The sequence below is a fragment of the Sphaerisporangium rubeum genome (assembly GCF_014207705.1).
Taxonomy (GTDB): domain Bacteria; phylum Actinomycetota; class Actinomycetes; order Streptosporangiales; family Streptosporangiaceae; genus Sphaerisporangium; species Sphaerisporangium rubeum.
This window is the reverse complement of record NZ_JACHIU010000001.1, coordinates 3,912,699-3,927,933: the sequence shown is the minus strand read 5'-3', so window position 1 is coordinate 3,927,933 and position 15,235 is coordinate 3,912,699. Positions and strand designations below refer to the sequence as shown.

Below are 15,235 nucleotides of genomic sequence, written 5' to 3'. Positions count from 1 at the left end.
CCGGGAGGTGGAGCCGCTCGTCAGCCGATCCGCTCGGCCAGCGCGATCATGATTTTCTCGGGGCCGTAGAGGTAGCACAGCAGGTAGCTGTCCTCGTACCGCACCAGTTCGCCGATCGGTTCGGCGCCGTGAGCGCGCAGGCGCGCGACGACGTCCTCGATGTCGTCGACGGCGAACATGAGGCGGCGGATGCCGAGCGTGTTGACCGGTGCCTTCGCCGGCTCGGGGATGATCGCGGCCGGGGTGTGGTACTTCATCAGTTCCAGCCGGCTGTGGCCGTCGGGGGTCCGCATCATCGCGATGCCGACCCGCTGGCCGTCGATCCCGACGACCCTGGCGGCCCAGGGGTCCTCGATCAGCGTCTGCCCTTCCAGCTCCATGCCGAGCTCGGTGAAGAACGCGATCGTGGCGTCGAGGTCGTCGACGACGATGCCGACGTTGTCCATCCGCTGCAGTGCCATGGTGGTCGTCTCCTTCTCCGGCCGCGCGGCCTGTGGTGGCCGGTGGGGGCCGGTGTTGTGCCTGGGACGGAGTCGCCGCCGCGTTCTCGACACGGGGAAGCGGCTGATTTCTCGAATTCTTCCGGCTGTCACCGTCAGGGGAGTGCCACGTCACGGTACGTGCACGGATGAACGCGGGCCGGCCCGCCGCGGGTGGTCTGCGGAGCTGTGCCGGAGGGGTCAGGGAAGAGCGCGCAGGAACTTCGCGGCGATGGGGGCGGCCACCTTGCCGCCACCGCCGCCGCCTTCCACCACCACGGCGAAGGCGACGTCGCCGTGGTAGCCGATGAACCACGCGTGGGAGTCCAGCTTGGGACCGGTGCCGAACTCGGCGGTGCCGGTCTTGCCGGCCGTGCCCTTGGGGAGGCCGGCGGCCTTGGCGGTGCCCTTGGTGACCACGGCGGACATCATGGTGCGCAGGTCGCGTGCGATGTCACCTGGCAGGGGCCAGGGGGTGGCCTTCTGCTTCAGGTCGGGGACCAGGGTCGGGGGACGCCAGGTGCCGTCGGCGACGGCGGCGGCCACGGTGGCCATGACCAGAGGGCTCGCGGTGATGCGGCCCTGGCCGAAGGACTCGGCGGCCAGGTCGGCGTCGCTGGTGGGTTTCGGCATGCTGCCGCGCTGGGCCGGTACGCCGATGGTCAGCGGCCGGTTGAAACCGAGGTTGGCGGAGAACTCCTCCAGCTTGCCGTCCCGCAGGTGGCGCGCGGCCAGGGGGGCGAAGGTCGTGTTGCAGGAGTGCGCGTAGGAGTCGAGGAACGACAGCGACCCGAACGACTCGTGCTCGGAGTTGCGGATCGGCAGGCCGCCGACGTTGACCTTCTTGGGGCAGGTGACCTTCTGGCCGGGGGTGAGGCCCTCGGCGAGCAGCGCCGCCGCGGTGATGGTCTTGAACGTGGATCCTGGCGGGTAGCGGCCGTCCAGCGCGCGGTTGAAGCCGCCGCGGTTGTTGACGACCGCGAGGATCTCGCCGCTGGAGGGCCGGATCGCCACCAGCGACGTCGGCTTGTCCACCTTGTCGACCGCGGTGACGGCCGCCGCCTGTGCCTTGGGGTCCAGGCTGGTGCGCACCTTGGCCCCGGGGGAGCCCTCGATGGTCTTGACCGTCCGGCCGGCCTTGCCGTCGGCTCCGGTCACCTTGATCTCGGTGGTCGGCGTGCCGGCGAGTTCCTTCTGGAAGGTCTCCTGCAGCCCGCCTCGGCCGATGGCGTTCCCCGGCTTGTACGCCGACCCGAGCCGCGTGACGTCCTTGGCGGTCGCCTTGTCCAGGCGGCCGACCAGTTGCTGGACCGACCCGCCGGCGGAGCCGTCGTCGATGCGGGCCCCGGTGGCGTCGGTGACGGCGGCACGCTCGGGCCAGGTGGTCTTCAGCGTCAGGTGGGCCCCGTCGCCGAGCGCGGGGTGGACCGCGCGGGGTGTCCAGGCGACCTTCCAGTGGCGGTCCTTGACGATGAGGTCGAGCGAGCCGGTGTAGGTCCAGTCGCCGAGGTCTTTCAGCGTGAGCGTGGTGGTGTAGGCGGCGGTGGCGCTGACGTCACCTTCGGGGGTGACCGCACCGAGGCGCACGGTGGTGCGGCCGGCCCCGATGTCGGTGGCCAGCCGGGTGTAGGCGGCGTCGAAGCCCGGCACAGGGGTGGCGAGCTCGGCCCGCATGGCGGCCAGGTCGCCTTTGCTCCACGCGGCGGTGAACCGGGCCGCTGTCTCCTGCGCGCTGCCTCTGGTGTGCAGGACGTAGTAGGCGCCGCCGGCGGCGGCCCCTGCCACCAGGACGACGGCGACGGAAATGATGGCGATCGTTCTGCCGCGCGGCACGAGCTTTCCCCCCGGGTGTCTCGGCGTCCGCACCGAGCCTAGCGCGGCCTCGCGCGGCCGGTCTCCCGGACCGGGAGGCCGGCCGGACGGGTGGACCCGTCCGGCGGGGCCGGCGGTGATTCCTGCCTGCGGGGACGTCAGGTGGCCTGACTTTTGCGCGACCGAGGTGCGCGGGTGACTTTTTCCTGCGGGGACGTCAGGCCGCCTGGTCGCCGCGTTCCTTGACGCTCGCGGCGTACTGGGGGACGTACTCCTGGCCGGACAGTTTCTGGATGGCCCGCATCACCTCGTCGGTGACCATGCGGCGGTCCCTGGCGCTGGACGGGGACCCGGTGAAACGCATCGGCTCGCCGATCCGTACGCCGATCTTGGCGAGCCTCGGCACACCGGCTCCGGGTGGCAGCACGCGGTCGGTGTTGATCATGGCGACCGGGATGACCGGCGCGCCGGAACTGAGCGCCAGCCATGCCACACCGATCTTGCCGCGGTACAGGCGGCCGTCGGGGGAGCGGGTGCCTTCGGGGTAGATGCCGAACAGGCCGCCGTCGCGCAGCACGCCGAGCGCGGTGTCGAGCATGGCCTGTGCGGCGCCGGCGCTCTGCCGGTCGATGGCGACCTGGCCGGTGCCGCGCATGTACATGGCCATGAGGCGGTTGCCGGTGAAGTACTCGGACTTGGCGACGAAGGTCACCTGCCGCGGCAGCATCAGCGGCAGGAACACCGAGTCCAGGATGGACAGGTGGTTGGAGGCCAGCAGGGCCGCCCCCTTGAGCGGCACGTGCTCCGCGCCGGTGATCTCGGGCCGCCACAGCAGCCGCAGGAAGGGGCTGCTGATGATCTTTGTGATGCGATACAGCACGAACTCTCCTGATGCGCCGACGACTCTGCCACCCTACGGCCCGGAGCGGAAACTTCGTGTTACGACAGACTACAAACTGTTACATCCTCCTCCCAACGAACCGGCCGCCGTGGACAACGAAACGCCCCGCGGGGTGAACCCGCGGGGCGTACGCGTTGAAGGCCGATGTGGCGGTCGCCTCCTCGGCGAGAGGCACAACACGGCTCCAGCCGAACGGTATTCCGTGAAGGCGGTAATTGCGGCCCGGGGGACACAAACCACATCGGCCTCCATGAGACTAACCCACCCGAGGGGGTCCGCGCCTCCGGCACCGCCTACTTCGCGCGTGAACCGGGGCAGGACCCCTGTCTTGCGGCCTCCGTCCCCTGTCATCCAGGCGGCGGACGCAAGGGGGTGGGGGCCGGCATGGGGAGGCGGTCCACGGCTTCGCGGCGGCGGCTTTCCGGCCGGCGGTCGTAGCGCGCGGTGGTGACGGGGGACGCGTGGCCGACCAGGGCCTGGGTGGTGGCCAGGTCGACCCCGGCGTCCAGCAGTTCGCCGATGAACGTGCGCCGGAAGTCGTGCGGGGTGCGCCGCGCGGCGCCGGCCGCCGCCAGCCGGCGGGTGAGGATGTCGGCGATGGCCTGCCCGGTCATGGCCGCCGGCCGTCCGCCGGGTGCGCGCAGCCGTCCCGCCCTGTTGATGGGGCAGAACAGTGCTCCGGCGTCGCGTCCGCGTACCGCGAGCCAGGCCTCCACGCGCGCCACGGCCGGCGCGGTGAGGTACACCAGCCGTTCCTTGTCGCGTTTGCCGCGTACCCGCAGCGACCGGGCCGCGGTGTCGTAGTCGGCGAGGGTGAGCGCGGCGATCTCGGCGCGCCGGCAGCCGGTGGAGTACAGGACGGCGAGCAGCGCGCCGTCGCGGACCCCGGCGGGGGTGGTGTCGGCGTCGCAGGCGGCGAGCGCGGCGCCGGTGACCTCCGGCGGCACGTGCTGGCCGGCCGGCAGGCGGGTGTGCTGGAGGGTCGGCAGGTCGGCGGCGCGCTGGTACTCCTCGGCGTCCATGCGGCCGAGGCGCCACGCTTCGCGCATCACCCGGCGCAGTGCCACCAGGTGTTTGTTGACGTACGACGGGGACCAGCCGCGTTCGGTGAGGATGGCACGGATCCGCACGGTGTGCTCGTACCGCAGCAGGTGCCAGGGCTGTCCCGCGCCGGTGGCGGCGTCGTCACCGGTGAGGACCCTGGCGATGCGGTCCAGGCAGCCGCGCATGGCCCGCCGGGACTCGGCGCTGGTCAGCGCGTCGAGGTAGACGTGGTAGGGGTCGGTGGCGGGGGAGACGGCGACACCGGCGCCGGGATCGCGCACGACGGGTACGTCCACGAAGGCGATCTTAGAGGGGCCCGCCTGGCCGGTGAAGGCCGCCGGCCGTGGCGATTAGTTTGATCTACAATGTAAAGGCGTCGGCTCAACTGACGATGCCGATCACAAGGTCAGACAACCTTCGCCCATCGGCCAGCAGCCCGGCGATGAGGGCCAGGTCGTCGTCCTGGCCGCGCAGCAGGGAGTGCCAGGTCTCGCGGAGCTCGCGGAACGCCGGGCCGAGGCGTGCGCGGGGGGTGGCGTGCAGCAGGACGCGGCCGTCGGCGGCGGTGGTGCGGCGGACGAGGCCGTCGTTCTCCAGGCGCGTGGTGACGGAGGTGGCGGCGGAGGGGGGGAGGTGGGCCTGGGTGGCGAGTTCGGCGGGGGTGAGGGGGCCGCGGCGGCACAGCAGGGCCAGGCAGCGGAACTGTGGCACGGTGAGGCCGGTGCGCAGGGCGAGTGCGGTGACGAGGCGGTGGGCCTGGGTGCGCAGGGTGGCGGTTTCGCGGGGGACGGCTTCGAGGAGGTCGATGTCCGCGGTGTGGTCGGTGCTGGCGGGCATGGCGGCTCCTGGGGTGGCGGGGGCCGGGTCGCGTGGCGGTGCGATCCGGCCCCGGTGGCGTGCGTTTTTTGTGCGGGTGCGGGGGTGCCGGGTTACAGGGGGGTGGAGTGGGGTTCGCTGGAGGATTGGGTGAGGCAGCGCATGCGTGCGTTGCGGAAGAAGGCGGCGAAGCCTTCGGGTGTGCCGGTGTCGCGGGTTTCTGTGAGGAACGGGACGATGCGGCTTTCTATGACGTGGACGTGTTGTTGTGCGGCGAGGTGGCGGGCGATGCCGGTGAAGTCGCCTTCGTAGTGGACGAGGCGGACGAGGACGTCGTCTTTGACGAAGACGCCGGTGCCGATGAGGCGTGCGGTTTCCTCGCCGCGGTCGTCGGTGACGATGGGGGATTCCAGGGGTGGTGCGGCGGAGAAGATTTCGGCGAGTTCTTCTTCGTGGCCGGGTTTGATGCGGAAGGTGAGCATGGCGTAGGGCATGGTGGTTCTCCGTGGTGGGTGGCTGATGGTGGGTGTGGGTGGGGGGCCTTCCCGGGCGGGGGTGGCCGTCCGGGAAGGGGTGGGGTGGTCAGTAGGCGGCGAGGACTTCGTAGGAGCCGAAGATGCCGAGGCCTTTGTCGTGGTAGCGGGCGAGTGGGGAGGTGGTGGGGAGGTGTTCGGGGCTGCGTTCCCATTCGCGGTAGGTGGGGATGTCGTCCCATTCGCTGAGTACGGCGTAGCGGCCGGGGTCGCGGAGGGAGCGGAGGAGTTCGTTGCCGCGGAGGCCGGTGCGGCCGCGGAGGGTGGTGCTGATCTGGTGGTAGGCGGTTTCGATGGAGCCTCGGTCGTTCTCTGGTTCGTTGAGGTAGAGGGCGACGCGTACGCGGCCGGGTTGGGGGCGGCTGGGGTGGGTGGCGGTGACGTGCATGGGGGTCATCGATGTGCCGGCGGGGTCGCGGTAGGGGTCGAGGCGCATGCGGTTGGCGGCGTGTTCTGGGCTGTGTTCGAATTCGTGGAAGCGTTGTTTGTTCTGCCAGTCGCTGGTGATGTAGTAGACGCCGTCCTCGTCGGGGCTTTTGGCGATGGATTGTGCGATGTTGGCGGGGTGGCGTGCGATGGTGGTGGCGATGTCGCGCCAGGTTTTTTCGAAGTCGCGTTCCATGCCGGGGTGGATGCGCATTTTGACCATGACGCGGTAGACGGTGTCGGTGTGGTTCATGCGTGCTCTTTTCCGGTGGTTGTGGGTGGGGGTGGTCACATGGGGGCGGGTGCGGTGCGGTCGGCGGCTTCTTCGACGAGTTGGCGGATGCGGTTCATCTGGATGACGGTGTTGTCGTTGAGGCGTTTGGTCATTTGTTTGTCGCTGAGTGGTGCGTCGGGTTTCATTTCGAAGTCCTGGATCCAGCGCATGCGGACGGCGTCGGGGACCTGGGTGTATTCCCAGAAGAGGTTCATGTATTTGAACCAGCCGGGTTCGACGCGGTGTGCGTGTACGGTGCGGGTGGTGGGGTCGGGGGTGCGTTCTGAGATCCAGCTCCATTCGTTGCCGTCGGGGTCGGGGTGCATGGTGAGGCGGAAGCGGATGGTGGGGCCGCGGCGTTCGAGTATTTGGGTGGATTTGTATTCGCTGAACAGGGTGGGCCATGAGGTGACGTCGTTGGTCATGGTCCAGACCAGGTCCATGGGGGCGGCGATGATGATCTCGTTGTCGACGTGTCCTGCCATGTGGGTGTCCTTACGGTGTCAGGCGGTGGTGAGGCGGCGGTTGACGTAGTCGACGGCGGCTTGGGGGGTTTTCATGTCGTCGACGGCGTCGTCGGGGATGCGGATGCCGAGTTCTTGCTGGATGCGTGCGGTCATCTCGAGGACGGCGAGGGAGTCGTAGCCGAGGTCGACGAAGGTGGTGTGGCCGATGTCGCCGGCGAGGTCGACGGTTTCGGGGACGCCGGCGCAGCCGCTCATGATGCGTCTCATGTCGTCGAGGTCGAAGTGGGTCATGGTTTCTCCGTGTGTGTTGTGTGTGGTCAGGGGGTGGTGAGGACGCAGGCGGCGTTGAAGCCGCCGTGGCCGCGGGCGAGGATGAGTGCGTTGCGGACGGGGCCGTCGCGTGGGGTGTTCCTGACGAGGTCGATGTCGCAGCCGGGGGCGAGGGCGCGGACGCCGGTGGTGGGGGGGATGACGCCGTCGCGGATGGCGAGGAGTGCGGTGGCGAGGTCGAGTGCGGCGCCGCCGGCGTAGAGGCGTCCTGTCATGGTCTTGGGGGCGGTGACGGGGACGGCGCAGGGGCCGAAGACGGTGGTGATGGCGTGGGCTTCTTGGCGGTCGTGTGCGGGGACGCCGAGTGCGTCGGCGAAGACGACGTCGATGTCGGCGGGGGTGAGGTGTGCTTGGTGGAGGGCGGTGGTGATGGCGCGGCGGAGGTTGGACAGGGGGGGTTCGCCGGGCCGGGGGCGGGGGTCGAAGGTGGCGGCGTAGCCGGCGAGTGCGCCGTAGGGGCGTGCGCCGCGTGCGTGTGCGGTGGCGGGGGTTTCGGCGATGAGCATGGCGCCGCCTTCGCCGGGGATGTAGCCGCAGGCGTCGGTGTCGAAGGGGAGGTAGGCGTGTTCGGGGTCGTCGCGGGTGGAGAGGTGTCCGGTGGATAGTTGTGCGACGAGGCCGTAGGGGCACAGGGAGGCGTCGGTGCCGCCGGTGACGACGACGCGTGCGCCGTTGTTGAGGAGGCGGCGTGCGTGTGCGGTGACGTCGAGGCCGCCTGCTTGTTCGGTGCAGATGACGCCGCAGGGGCCGCGCATGCCGTGGCGGATGGAGATCTGGCCGGTGGTGGCGGCGTAGAACCAGGCGATGGATTGGTAGACGCCGACGTATTGGGGGCCTTGGGCCCAGAGTTTCTCGATTTCGCGTTGGCCGAATTCGGTGCCGCCTGAGGAGGAGGCGGTGACGACGGCCATTTCGTATTCGGGGAGGGTGGTGGGGTCGATGCCGGCGTCGGTGAGGGCCATGTCGGCGGCGGTGAGGCCGAGGTGGCTCCAGTGGTCGGTTTGTACGGCGATGCGGCTTGGGATGTGTTCGGTGTCGTCGAAGCCGGTGACTTCGCCGGCGAGGCGGACGGGGTAGCGTTCGGCGTCGAAGCGGGTGATGGGGCCGATGCCGCTTTTGCCGTCGAGGGTGGCTTGCCAGTAGGCGTGGGTGCCGAGTCCGTTGGGTGCGGTGATGCCGATGCCGGTGATGACGGGCCGGTCGGTGGTGTGGTCGGTGGTGTGGGTCATTGGGTGCCGCCTTTCCGTGGTGCGCGGGCGGGGCGGCGTCCGCGGTGGCGGGCGAGCAGCATGGCGGTCTGGAAGCCGCCGAAGCCGCTGCCGACGCTGAGGACGACGTCCAGGGGCTGGTGCCTGGCGGTGAGCGGGACGTAGTCGAGGTCGCATTCGGGGTCGGCGGTGTGGAGGTTGGCGGTGGGGGGGACGACGCCGTGGGTGAGGGCGAGTGCGCAGGCGGCGACTTCGATGGAGCCGATGGCGCCGAGTGAGTGGCCGATCATGGATTTGATGGAGCTGACGGGGATGCGGTGTGCGTGGTGGCCGAGTGCGGTTTTGAACGCGGCGGTTTCGTGGCGGTCGTTCTGGCGGGTGCCTGAGCCGTGTGCGTTGATGTAGTCGATGTCTTGGGGGTCGAGGTGGGCGTGGTTCATGGCGGTGCGGATGGCTTCTGCCATTTCGCGGCCGTCGGGTTTGAGGCCGGTCATGTGGTAGGCGTTGCTGCGGCCGGCGGTGCCGATGATTTCGGCGTAGATGGTGGCGCCGCGGCGGGTGGCGGTGGTGTGTTCTTCGAGGATGAGGATGGCGGCGCCTTCGCCGAGGACGAAGCCGTTGCGGTCGAGGTCGAAGGGTCGTGAGGCGTGGGTGGGGTCGTCGTTGCTGGGTGAGGTGGCTTTGATGGCGTCGAAGCAGGCGACGGTGATGGGGGAGACGGGTGCGTCGGTGGCGCCGGCGACGACGGCGTCGGCTGAGCCTTCTTTGACGAGGGTGTAGCCGTGGGCGATGGAGTCGAGGCCGGCGGTGCAGCCGGTGGAGATGAGGGCGACGGGGCCCTCTGCGCCGGCTTCCCAGGCGATCTCGGTGGCCATGGTGCTGGGGATCATGTAGCCGTACAGGTGGGGGACGGCGTAGGTGGGGTCGACGAGCCAGTGGCGTCCGGCGTCGCTGAGGACGACGTATTCCTGTTCGAGGCCCATGGTGCAGCCGACGGCGCTGCCGATGGACACGCCGAGGCGTTCTGGGGGGATGTGGGTGTGGGTGAGGCCGCTGTCGGTGAGGGCTTCGCGGGTGCTGACGACGCCGAGTTGCGCGGCGCGGTCCATGCGGCGGGCCTGCTGGGGGGTGAGGCCGTGTGCGGTGGGGTCGAAGTCGCATTCGGCGGCGATGCGGGACCGGAAGCCGGTGGGGTCGAACAGGGTGATGCCGCGGGTGGCGGTGCGGCCTGAGGTGAGCAGGTCCCAGAAGGCGGGGACGCCGATGCCGCCGGGTGCGGCGACGCCGATGCCGGTGATGACGACGCGGCGTTCGTGGCGGGGGGTGGTGGGGCGGGTGGCGCCGGGCCGCCGCGTGGCCCGGCGCCGTGCGGTGGGGCGGGTGCCGGTGTGGGTCACCGGGGGGTTCCTGTGGTGGTGCCGCCGGTGCCTGTGGTGGCGGGGTGTTCGGTGTCGACGTGGCCGAGGTCGGGTCGGGGGGCGAGGGGGGAGGCGTGGAAGACCATGCAGGCTTCTTGGTCGCCGTGGTTGTCGACGCGGTGGCGGATGTTCGGCGGGATCATCATGCTCTCGCCGGGGGTGAGGGTGATCTTCTGGTGGCCGTCGATGGTCGCGGTGACGGTGCCGCGGACCATGTACATGAATTCCTCGGAGTAGGGGTGGTAGTGCTCGACGAAGTGTTCGCCGGGCTGGAGGTAGGCGACTCCCATGAAGCCGGAGGTGGATCCGACGGTTTTGGGGCTGAGCAGGACGCGGATGTCGCCGCCGCGGCGGTGGTTGGGGGGGACGTCGTGTGCGGTGATCTTGGTGAGGTGGGTGTCAGGCATGGCTGGCCTCCCAGGTGTAGAAGGGGTCGGCCATGGCGTCCTTGGGTTCGCGCCAGCCCGGGTCGTAGGGGCGGATGTGTTCGCTGAGGCGTTGGTTGATCTCGCCGTAGAGGGGGTGGGTGCGGGCTTTGTAGAGGTTGGGGGTGATGTCTGCGTCGGCTTCGACGAGGTGGAAGTAGAGGTCGTGGAAGCGGAACAGGGTGCGCCGTGCGACCCCGATGAGGTGGGGTAGTTCGCTGGCGTCCGATTCGGCGAAGATCTTGGCGACCGCCTCGGTCTCGGAGGGTTCCATCCGCGCCACGATTAGCGTCCGATGCACCGCGTGTCTCCTTTCGTGGATACGGTGCAATGCTCAGCGGCACGCCTGGTTTGTCACTGATGCCGGGCTGGTGTGGGCTTTTGTGCCGGTGCGGCGGGGGGTGCGGGGTGGGGCACCAGCGCCGGTCTAGGGGCCGAGCACGCGCGCGGGCCGTCCCTCGGCCCGTTCGGGGTCGGTGCGGGTGGTGAGCGCGCAGGCGTCGCCGGTGAGGATCATGTCGCCGGTGAGCAGGGGGCCGCCGCGCGCGGGGACCCGTACGGCGGGGTCGGACGGGCTTGCCGGGTCGCGGCCGAGTTCCTCCTCCAGGCACTGGCGGGCGAACAGCCGGATCAGGTCGTGGACGGTGTAGCGGACCTCGCCGCCGGGACGGGGGGTGGCCTCCAGCAGGAAACGCGCGGTGAGGCGGGCCAGCAGGTGCTCGGCGTGGTCGGGCCCGCAGCCGAGCAGCGCGGCGACGCGGCCGGCGGTGACGTGGGGGGAGGGCAGCAGGCCGAGGAGGTGGAACAGGCCGCGTTCGGGGCCCGGCAGGCGGTCGTAGGCGGCGCGGAACGCGGCGCGCACGTCCAGGCCGGCGACGCCGAGGGTGCGCAGGCGGGTGCGGGGGTCGGCCAGGCGGGCCGCCATGGACGCCAAGGTGGCGGCGGGTGCGGCGGCCAGGCGGGCCGCGGCGGCGCGCAGCGCCGGGGGCAGGCCGCCGCACAGGTGCACGATCTGCTCGGCGGCCCGCGGTTCGGCGTCCACGCGGGCCTGGCCGGCGACGCCGGCCAGCAGCGGCAGGCCCTCGGCCGCGGTGAGCGGGCCGAGCCGCACCGCGTGCGCGCCGGCGACGCCGTGCAGGGCCGAGCGGGTGGTCACGATGACGGCGCACCCGGGGGAGCCGGGAAGCAGCGGCCGGATCTGGGTGGCGCTGTCGGCGTCGTCCAGCAGGATGAGGACCCGCCGGTCGCTGCACCACGTGCGGAACATGTTGCCGCGTTCGTCGGCCCCGTCGGGGATGTCGGCGACGGGGACGCCGGCGGCGCGCAGGAAGGCGCCGAGCACCTCGCCGGGGCCGGCGGGACGGCCGCCGGCGCCGAGCGCGGCGAACAGCTGGCCCGAGGGGAACGCGGCGCGGACCCGGTGCGCGGCGTGCACGGCCAGCGCGGTGACGCCGGCGCCGGGCATGCCGCCGACGCACACCACCGGGGCCGCGGTGCCCGAGCCGCCGGTGAGCAGAGCGGCGAGGTGGCCGGCGACGTCGTGCCGTCCGGCGAAGTCGGCGATGTCGGCCGGCAGCTGCGCCGGTGCGGGGGCGGGCCGCGGGGCCGGCGCGGCGGGACGCCGCGCGGGGGCGGGGTCCTCCAGGCCGGGGTCGGCCGACAGCAGGCGCTGCTGCAGCCGGGAGAGGACCGGGGAGGGTTCCAGGCCGAGCTGCCCCACCAGGATCTGCCGCAGGTTCTGGTACACCTCCAGCGCCTCGCCGCGCCGGCCCGCCTGGTACAGGGCCGTCATCAGTTTGGCGTAGAAGTCCTCGTTCAGCGGGTGGGTGGCGATGAGCTCCTTCAGCTCGCTGATCAGTTCACGGTGCCGGCCGAGACGCAGGTCGGCGTCCAGGCGCAGCTGCAGCGCGCGGAGCCTGCCCTCCTCCAGGCGGGTGATCTGCGCCGACAGCAGCTCCCCTGCGGCGAGGTTGGCGAGCGCGGGGCCGCGCCACAGGGCCAGGGCCCCTGACAGGGATTCGGTGGCGCGGCCGGGGTCGTCGCGTTCCAGCGCGCTCCATCCGTCGGCGACCAGGCGTTCGAACCGGTACACGTCGATGGTCTCGGGGGCGGTGGCCAGCAGGTAGCCGTACGGCTTGGTGACGACCGACGCCGGGCCGCAGGGGCCGAGCATCTTGCGCAGCTTGTAGACGTAGGTGTGCAACGTGGCGAGCGCGGTCGCCGGCGGCCGTTCCCCCCACAGCTCGTCGATCAGCTCGCGGGTGGAGACGATCTGGTTGTGCCGCAGCACCAGCATGGCGAGCACGGCACGGACCTTGGCGGCGCTCGGGGTGAGGTCGCCGTCGTCGCCGGGGCCGTCGACGACCTGGAGGGAGCCCAGCACCCGGAATTCCATGTGTTCCCCCATCGGCTGCGTCCGGCCCGGCCACCAGGCCGGGCACAGGACGGCCCGCTGGTGGACTTCTCGAATTTAAGTGACCCCCTCTAGCGCGACGTCCGCATAAGTGGCTCATCGGCCTAAAATGTCGGGAAAAGCGCTGGTCTGGCCCTCCAGTGTGCCGCTCCATGGCGATTACGGGACGGAAACGGGGTTCCGCTTTGCGGTGCGGCCGGCGGTCTTTCCCGGCGGAAACAGCCACGGAAACAGCCGGGGAAAACAATTCGACACGCCGGATGTTCTGCGGTCGCCGGGTTGTGCCGCCGGGTCAGTGGCTTTCCAGTGCCCCTTGAGCGGCCCTCCAGCACCGGTCCAGCAGCAGACCAGCGGCCCGGCGCACGGTGGCCGGTACGGGGTCCGCCGCCGGCCGGCGGCCCGCGTGCCACCGCATCCGACGGGAGGACCACCCCATGCAGCCGCACACCGGCCCGCATCCGGCTCCGCGCGCCTCCCTGTGGACGGCGTGCCCCGGCTGCGGCACGCCGCAGTTCGAGGCGCACTTCGCCGGCGCCTCACGGGTCTGCGCGGCCTGCGGCCACAGCGCACGCCTCGGCGCGCGGGAACGGCTCGCGGCGCTGGCCGACCCCGGGTCGGTGCGTCCGCTGGAGGTGGCGCCGGTGCCGCACGACCCGCTCCGGTTCACCGACACCCGTCCCTACCCCTCGCGCCTGGCGGCGGCGCGGCGCGACACCGGCCTGCAGGAGGCGGTGCTGTGCGCGGAGGTGACCGTGCAGGGCCGGCCGGCGGTGCTGGCGGTCATGGACTTCGCCTTCCTCGGCGGCAGCCTCGGCTGCGGCGCCGGTGAACGCGTCACCGCGGCCGCCGAGCACGCGCTGGCCACCGCCACCCCGCTGATCGTCGTCAGCGCGTCCGGCGGCGCGCGCATGCAGGAAGGCGCGCTCGCGCTCATGCAGATGGCCAAGACCAGCCAGGCCATGGCGCGGCTGGACGAGGCCGGGCTGCTGACGGTGTCGGTGGTCACCGACCCCACCTACGGCGGGGTCGCCGCGTCGTACGCCACCCTGGCCGACGTCATCGTCGCCGAAGCCGGCGCGCACATGGGTTTCGCCGGGCCCCGGGTCATCGCCGGCACCCTCGGCCAGACCCTCCCCGCCGGGTTCCAGACCGCCGAGACGCTGCTGGCCGGCGGCCTGGTGGACGACGTGGCGCCGCGCGGCGCGCTGCGGCCCGTCCTCGCGCGGCTGCTCGGCGCCGCGTCCTGGGCCCGCGACGGCCGGCCCGTGCCGGCCGCCTGGCGTGACGCGCGGCCCGAGCTGGTGCGCGACCCCGGCCAGGTGCCCGGCGCCGGCGGCGACCCCTGGAGCGCGGTGGCCCTGGCCCGCGACCCCGGCAGGCCCACCACCGCCGACTACGCCGCCGTCCTGCTGGACGACTTCCGGCGGCTGCGCGGCGACCGGGCCGGCGGCGACTGCCCCGCCGTGGTCGCCGGGCTCGGCACCGCCGACGGGGTGCCGATCATGCTGATCGGTCACCAGAAGGGCCACGACACCCGCGAACTGGTCGCCGCCAACTTCGGCATGGCCACCCCGGCGGGGTTCCGCACGGCCGCGCGGCTGATGCGGCTGGCCGCCAAGCTCGGCGTGCCGGTGGTGACGCTGATCGACACCCCCGGCGCGTACGCGGGGGTCGAGGCCGAGGCCGGGGGGCAGGCGCACGCCATCGCCGCCAACCTGCGGCTGATGGCGCGGCTGCCGGTGCCGATCGTCGCCGTGGTGACCGGCGAAGGCGGCAGCGGCGGCGCGCTGGCCCTCGGGGTGGCCGACCGGGTCCTGGCGCTCAGCAACGCCGTCTACTCGGTGATCAGCCCCGAGGGCTGCGCCGCCATCTTGTGGCGTGACGCCGCCGCCGCGCCGCAGGCCGCCGCCGCGCTGCGCCTGTGTGCCGCCGACCTGCTGCGGCACGGCGTCGTCGACGCCGTCATCCCCGAACCCGGCGGCGGCGCGCACCACGACCCGGTGCGGACCTGCCGCCTGGTCCGTACCGCCGTCACCGCCACGCTGCGCGAACTGATCACCCTTCGCCCCGGCGACCTGGTCGCCGCGCGCCACCACCGCTACCGCCGGTTCGGCACCGTCGCCGGCGGCGGCACCGGCAGTGAGAGGAGCCGCGCATGACCGCCGACATCACCCGGCCCGGCGGCGGGGCCACCGGCGACGCCGCCGAGCAGGTGCTCGACTGGGTCGTGCGGCACGCCGCGCGGCTCGGCGAGGCGGGACGGTCGCCGCTGCGCCGCATCAGGGTGTCCACCGCCACGCTGGCCGTCGACGTCGAATGGGCCGGCCCCGCGCACCCGGCCCCGCCCGGCGCCGGGCCCGCCGCGCCGTCCGAGACATCGGCAACATCCGGGACATCGGAGCCGGACGGTCCGGCCGACACCGCCGGCACCTGGATCCGCTCACCGATGGTCGGCACGTTCTACCGCTCACGCGAACCCGGAGCCCCGCCGTTCGTCGAGGTCGGTGACGTCGTCGAACCCGGACAGCAGATCGGCATCGTGGAGGCGATGAAGCTGATGAACCCCGTCCAGTCCGAGCGGCGCGGCCGCGTCAGCGAGATCACGGCCCGCGACGGCTGCCCCGTGCAGTACGACGACCCGCTGCTCGCGCTCGCCCCCGTCGACTGACGGCCGCCGCGCCGGCCCACC

At 71.9% G+C, this 15,235-nt stretch carries 16 protein-coding genes; 2 read left to right on the top strand and 14 right to left on the bottom strand.

The features are described from left to right. Nucleotides 1–20 precede the first annotated feature (20 nt). The 14 genes from BJ992_RS16960 to BJ992_RS16895 form a co-directional block, all read right to left on the bottom strand. Nucleotides 21–461, bottom strand: coding sequence for a VOC family protein (locus BJ992_RS16960; protein WP_184982102.1), 441 nt, complete (start codon nucleotides 459–461; stop codon nucleotides 21–23). Between the two features lie 219 nt (nucleotides 462–680). Continuing rightward, nucleotides 681–2,312, bottom strand: a complete 1,632-nt coding sequence (locus tag BJ992_RS16955) for a penicillin-binding transpeptidase domain-containing protein (protein WP_184982100.1) — start codon at nucleotides 2,310–2,312, stop codon at nucleotides 681–683. A gap of 196 nt (nucleotides 2,313–2,508) precedes the next feature. Further along, nucleotides 2,509–3,171, bottom strand: a complete 663-nt coding sequence (locus BJ992_RS16950; RefSeq protein ID WP_184982098.1) for a 1-acyl-sn-glycerol-3-phosphate acyltransferase — start codon at nucleotides 3,169–3,171, stop codon at nucleotides 2,509–2,511. A 368-nt stretch (nucleotides 3,172–3,539) separates the two neighbouring features. Then, on the bottom strand, nucleotides 3,540–4,532 hold the full coding sequence (locus tag BJ992_RS16945; protein WP_343072709.1) for a tyrosine-type recombinase/integrase: 993 nt from the start codon (nucleotides 4,530–4,532) through the stop codon (nucleotides 3,540–3,542). Nucleotides 4,533–4,617: 85 nt separating this feature from the next. Beyond that, nucleotides 4,618–5,073 carry a MarR family transcriptional regulator gene (locus tag BJ992_RS16940; protein WP_184982097.1) on the bottom strand — a complete coding sequence of 152 codons (456 nt, stop codon included), beginning with the start codon at nucleotides 5,071–5,073 and terminating at the stop codon, nucleotides 4,618–4,620. Between the two features lie 92 nt (nucleotides 5,074–5,165). Continuing rightward, nucleotides 5,166–5,546: a SchA/CurD-like domain-containing protein gene (locus BJ992_RS16935; RefSeq protein WP_184982095.1), complete on the bottom strand. Its 381-nt coding sequence runs from the start codon at nucleotides 5,544–5,546 to the stop codon at nucleotides 5,166–5,168. Between the two features lie 88 nt (nucleotides 5,547–5,634). Next, nucleotides 5,635–6,264: an antibiotic biosynthesis monooxygenase family protein gene (locus BJ992_RS16930; RefSeq protein WP_184982093.1), complete on the bottom strand. Its 630-nt coding sequence runs from the start codon at nucleotides 6,262–6,264 to the stop codon at nucleotides 5,635–5,637. A 35-nt stretch (nucleotides 6,265–6,299) separates the two neighbouring features. Then, nucleotides 6,300–6,770, bottom strand: a complete 471-nt coding sequence (locus BJ992_RS16925; protein WP_184982091.1) for an SRPBCC family protein — start codon at nucleotides 6,768–6,770, stop codon at nucleotides 6,300–6,302. A gap of 18 nt (nucleotides 6,771–6,788) precedes the next feature. After that, nucleotides 6,789–7,043 (bottom strand): acyl carrier protein, encoded by a 255-nt coding sequence (locus BJ992_RS16920; RefSeq protein ID WP_184982089.1) that lies wholly within the window; start codon nucleotides 7,041–7,043, stop codon nucleotides 6,789–6,791. Nucleotides 7,044–7,069: 26 nt separating this feature from the next. Then, nucleotides 7,070–8,311 (bottom strand): ketosynthase chain-length factor, encoded by a 1,242-nt coding sequence (locus BJ992_RS16915; RefSeq protein ID WP_184982087.1) that lies wholly within the window; start codon nucleotides 8,309–8,311, stop codon nucleotides 7,070–7,072. After that, nucleotides 8,308–9,687, bottom strand: a complete 1,380-nt coding sequence (locus BJ992_RS16910) for a beta-ketoacyl-ACP synthase II (RefSeq protein ID WP_184982085.1) — start codon at nucleotides 9,685–9,687, stop codon at nucleotides 8,308–8,310. The genes BJ992_RS16915 and BJ992_RS16910 overlap by 4 nt, the downstream gene beginning before the upstream one ends. After that, nucleotides 9,684–10,115, bottom strand: a complete 432-nt coding sequence (locus tag BJ992_RS16905) for a cupin domain-containing protein (RefSeq protein ID WP_184982083.1) — start codon at nucleotides 10,113–10,115, stop codon at nucleotides 9,684–9,686. Before BJ992_RS16905 ends, BJ992_RS16910 begins: the two co-directional genes overlap by 4 nt. Continuing rightward, nucleotides 10,108–10,434, bottom strand: a complete 327-nt coding sequence (locus tag BJ992_RS16900; RefSeq protein WP_184982081.1) for a TcmI family type II polyketide cyclase — start codon at nucleotides 10,432–10,434, stop codon at nucleotides 10,108–10,110. The genes BJ992_RS16905 and BJ992_RS16900 overlap by 8 nt, the downstream gene beginning before the upstream one ends. A gap of 126 nt (nucleotides 10,435–10,560) precedes the next feature. Further along, nucleotides 10,561–12,528, bottom strand: a complete 1,968-nt coding sequence (locus tag BJ992_RS16895) for an AfsR/SARP family transcriptional regulator (RefSeq protein WP_184982079.1) — start codon at nucleotides 12,526–12,528, stop codon at nucleotides 10,561–10,563. A gap of 452 nt (nucleotides 12,529–12,980) precedes the next feature. On the opposite strand from BJ992_RS16895, the gene accA reads away from it, so the two are divergent. Further along, complete coding sequence (gene accA, locus BJ992_RS16890) at nucleotides 12,981–14,705, top strand: acetyl-CoA carboxylase carboxyl transferase subunit alpha (RefSeq protein ID WP_184982077.1); 1,725 nt, start codon at nucleotides 12,981–12,983, stop codon at nucleotides 14,703–14,705. After that, on the top strand, nucleotides 14,702–15,214 hold the full coding sequence (locus tag BJ992_RS16885; RefSeq protein ID WP_184982074.1) for an acetyl-CoA carboxylase biotin carboxyl carrier protein: 513 nt from the start codon (nucleotides 14,702–14,704) through the stop codon (nucleotides 15,212–15,214). The genes accA and BJ992_RS16885 overlap by 4 nt, the downstream gene beginning before the upstream one ends. The last annotated feature ends 21 nt before the right edge of the window (nucleotides 15,215–15,235 follow it).

Coding starts and splice junctions, on each gene's coding strand:
- BJ992_RS16960 (WP_184982102.1), bottom strand. CDS start 461: ATGGCACTGCAGCGGATGGACAACGTCGGCATCGTCGTCGACGACCTC.
- BJ992_RS16940 (WP_184982097.1), bottom strand. CDS start 5,073: ATGCCCGCCAGCACCGACCACACCGCGGACATCGACCTCCTCGAAGCC.
- BJ992_RS16935 (WP_184982095.1), bottom strand. CDS start 5,546: ATGCCCTACGCCATGCTCACCTTCCGCATCAAACCCGGCCACGAAGAA.
- BJ992_RS16930 (WP_184982093.1), bottom strand. CDS start 6,264: ATGAACCACACCGACACCGTCTACCGCGTCATGGTCAAAATGCGCATC.
- BJ992_RS16925 (WP_184982091.1), bottom strand. CDS start 6,770: ATGGCAGGACACGTCGACAACGAGATCATCATCGCCGCCCCCATGGAC.
- BJ992_RS16920 (WP_184982089.1), bottom strand. CDS start 7,043: ATGACCCACTTCGACCTCGACGACATGAGACGCATCATGAGCGGCTGC.
- BJ992_RS16915 (WP_184982087.1), bottom strand. CDS start 8,311: ATGACCCACACCACCGACCACACCACCGACCGGCCCGTCATCACCGGC.
- BJ992_RS16905 (WP_184982083.1), bottom strand. CDS start 10,115: ATGCCTGACACCCACCTCACCAAGATCACCGCACACGACGTCCCCCCC.
- BJ992_RS16895 (WP_184982079.1), bottom strand. CDS start 12,528: ATGGAATTCCGGGTGCTGGGCTCCCTCCAGGTCGTCGACGGCCCCGGC.
- accA (WP_184982077.1), top strand. CDS start 12,981: ATGCAGCCGCACACCGGCCCGCATCCGGCTCCGCGCGCCTCCCTGTGG.
- BJ992_RS16885 (WP_184982074.1), top strand. CDS start 14,702: ATGACCGCCGACATCACCCGGCCCGGCGGCGGGGCCACCGGCGACGCC.